Annotated in this window: 2 protein-coding genes and 1 pseudogene; all 3 read right to left on the reverse strand. The window is 38.4% G+C overall.

From position 1 onward, the window contains the following. Positions 1 to 846: 846 nt before the first annotated feature. A pseudogene (locus F6K49_RS41905) lies at positions 847 to 978 on the reverse strand (TauD/TfdA family dioxygenase); the annotation flags it as partial. An 80-nt stretch (positions 979 to 1058) separates the two neighbouring features. Continuing rightward, positions 1059 to 1937 (reverse strand): phytanoyl-CoA dioxygenase family protein, encoded by an 879-nt coding sequence (locus tag F6K49_RS41910; protein WP_293107179.1) that lies wholly within the window; start codon positions 1935 to 1937, stop codon positions 1059 to 1061. 148 nt (positions 1938 to 2085) lie between these two features. After that, positions 2086 to 2369, reverse strand: a 284-nt coding sequence (locus F6K49_RS41915; protein WP_293107182.1) for a hypothetical protein, incomplete at its 5' end; no start/stop codon positions are given.

Raw genomic sequence — 2369 nt, forward strand, 5'->3', positions numbered from 1 at the left:
ATGCAGAACATTTGTACGCTTATCTGGGTAATGGGTAATAGGTAATGGGTAATAGGTAATGGGTAATAGGTAATAGGGGGAGCATGTCACTTATGCAGAATATTTGTACATTATCTATAGCCCCCTCATGGGTTTAAGCTTGCTCTCATGGTACATAGTACAAATGTTCGGCAACTTTGACCTGCTCCCTATCGACTTCTCTTCAAGCATGAACAATATTTTAGGCAATCGCGACAACAGTTTTAAACTTAAGATATTAGCAGCGATATCCTAAATTTAGGAACGAATAGGTAAATGTAATAATTCTCATTTTTCTAAAGATAAATAGCGAAAAATTCAACTGCATACACGAAAAGCGACGGAAAAGCCAACTCTTTGAATAGGTTATAAAAATATAACTTTGTTTGTTAAATTATTATAGAATTAGCTCTTTAAATCTCCTTGAGATATAAACTTTTAAAGAGCTTAAAGTTTTCTCGCCCAATAAAATAACTCCAAGGGAGATAAGTAGTCGGACAAAAGTTTTGGTATCTGTGTAATTTTTTGTAAACACACCAGAAACCTAAGCAGCACAGTAATTCTCTCTATTTTTACATTTGTTAACATAGAGCTGTTTATATATCAATACGGTTCAGATAAGCCTAAAACTCCTCAGAGTGATAACGTAAGCATAGGACTTCTATACCTCATAGATACAGTAAAAAATCCTTAACTGAACTGTATTGGTTTATATATGTCCGACTACTTAGGATACATTCAATTCCCTTGCACCTGAATTAGGATTGACCTTTGGTCACGCTACGCGATGAAGCGTTCGCGAAGCGTGGCCAAAGGCCTCAGCTTCCGCTAAGAGCGATCGAAAGCTTTTCTTCCATGAAGCACTCGGAAGTTTTGTATTATCATGCAGTCTCTAGGCTCTAGACGAAAAGAGTATTGATAGGCAGGACTATTTAATAATTTAAAGCAAGCAAAGTAAGCTTCATATTTTTGCTGCTAAATTTCTAGGTTCATGTTTTCTCAATCAAGATTATTCGCTGTAACTCTAGTACAAAAATAAATTATTGTGAGTTAGCTCCAAAGTCAGATGTATACCAATTCCAATCGCCAGTCTGATCCTCAAATCCCGATTTGTAAAGTCCATTCTTAATCGCAGAATCAGGAAGTTTATCTAGAGGGATGTAGGGGTGGGATTTTTGACCTTTTTCCTCAACAGGTTGGTTTGAGACAGCGTTATAGTGGCAATGCATTAGGATACGAGTATCATCTGTGTGATTTCCTTGAGAACCATGTATCGTGTTTGCATGAAAGAATACAGCATCGCCAGGTGCCATTTCGCAATCAACAACTTCTAGCCTTTCTATCACTTTTTCCATACGCTTTGGATCGCAGACATCTCCATTACCTTGCAACACAGGTTTAATCCGACCCATTAAATGGGACTTTTTGATGACTTGCAAGCAACCATGGGCTTTAGTATTTTCAGTGATAGCCACTGTACAAGTTACAATGTTGGGAAAAAGACAGCCGTCACCATACCAATAGGTGTAACCTTGATGCCAATTTATGACAGTATCATCATATGGCAGCTTTTGAAGAATTTTTGAGTGCCAATGATAGCACTCCTCACCTAATATAAGTTCCGCAGTATCGACAATCCGAGTTAATCGAGTCACTACGCTAACCAGACTATCATTTAAACCATTCCAAACAGCAGCATGCCAGGGTTCACCCTTTTGGTTGATGACAGTCCTGAGAGAATTGGCAAAATTGGGATCGTTATCGCAAACTTCCCGGATTAAGCTAACCTCCTCTGAATCAAATAACCCACGGACGATAACATATCCATCTTCGTGATATTGAGTGAGCTGTTCTTGAGTTAAGCGATGAGTTTTCCGTACATCTGTGTCAAATTTCGATGCAATCATTTGAGAGTCCATTGTCTACTGTTATTTTAGAGATTGAGATTTTTGAATCAGATTTCCATCAGTTGTGGTGGAATATGAGGATTGGATTGATATTCGCTATAGCGTTCCTTTATCCTTTCCCCAACAACTTCTGCGAAGACCAATAAATTGTATCTCATTTTCACGACGGTTTTACCACATCCATTGTGGGAGAGACAGTCTTTTTAGATGCTCCCAAACCGCCTAATATATTTCCATCTAGGCTTACAGGAATCATCCTACGGATGTAATCATGAAACTGCTGTTGACCTGCTTCTTTAGTAGGATGATAAGGGCCATAGTGTTGCTGACCTTGTTGGTAAAGTGCTTTCCTTCCCTGATGGATCTTGGTCATCAGATCATGGTCTTCATATTCTATTTCGTACATATACTGGTCAAATGCATTTAGAAAGTCTTGATGTTGAG

The sequence above is a fragment of the Moorena sp. SIO3I6 genome, from assembly GCF_010672095.1.

Bases quoted from the DNA above. Each gene is read 5' to 3' on its own strand.
- F6K49_RS41910 (WP_293107179.1), bottom strand. From the start codon at position 1,937: ATGGACTCTCAAATGATTGCATCGAAATTTGACACAGATGTACGGAAA.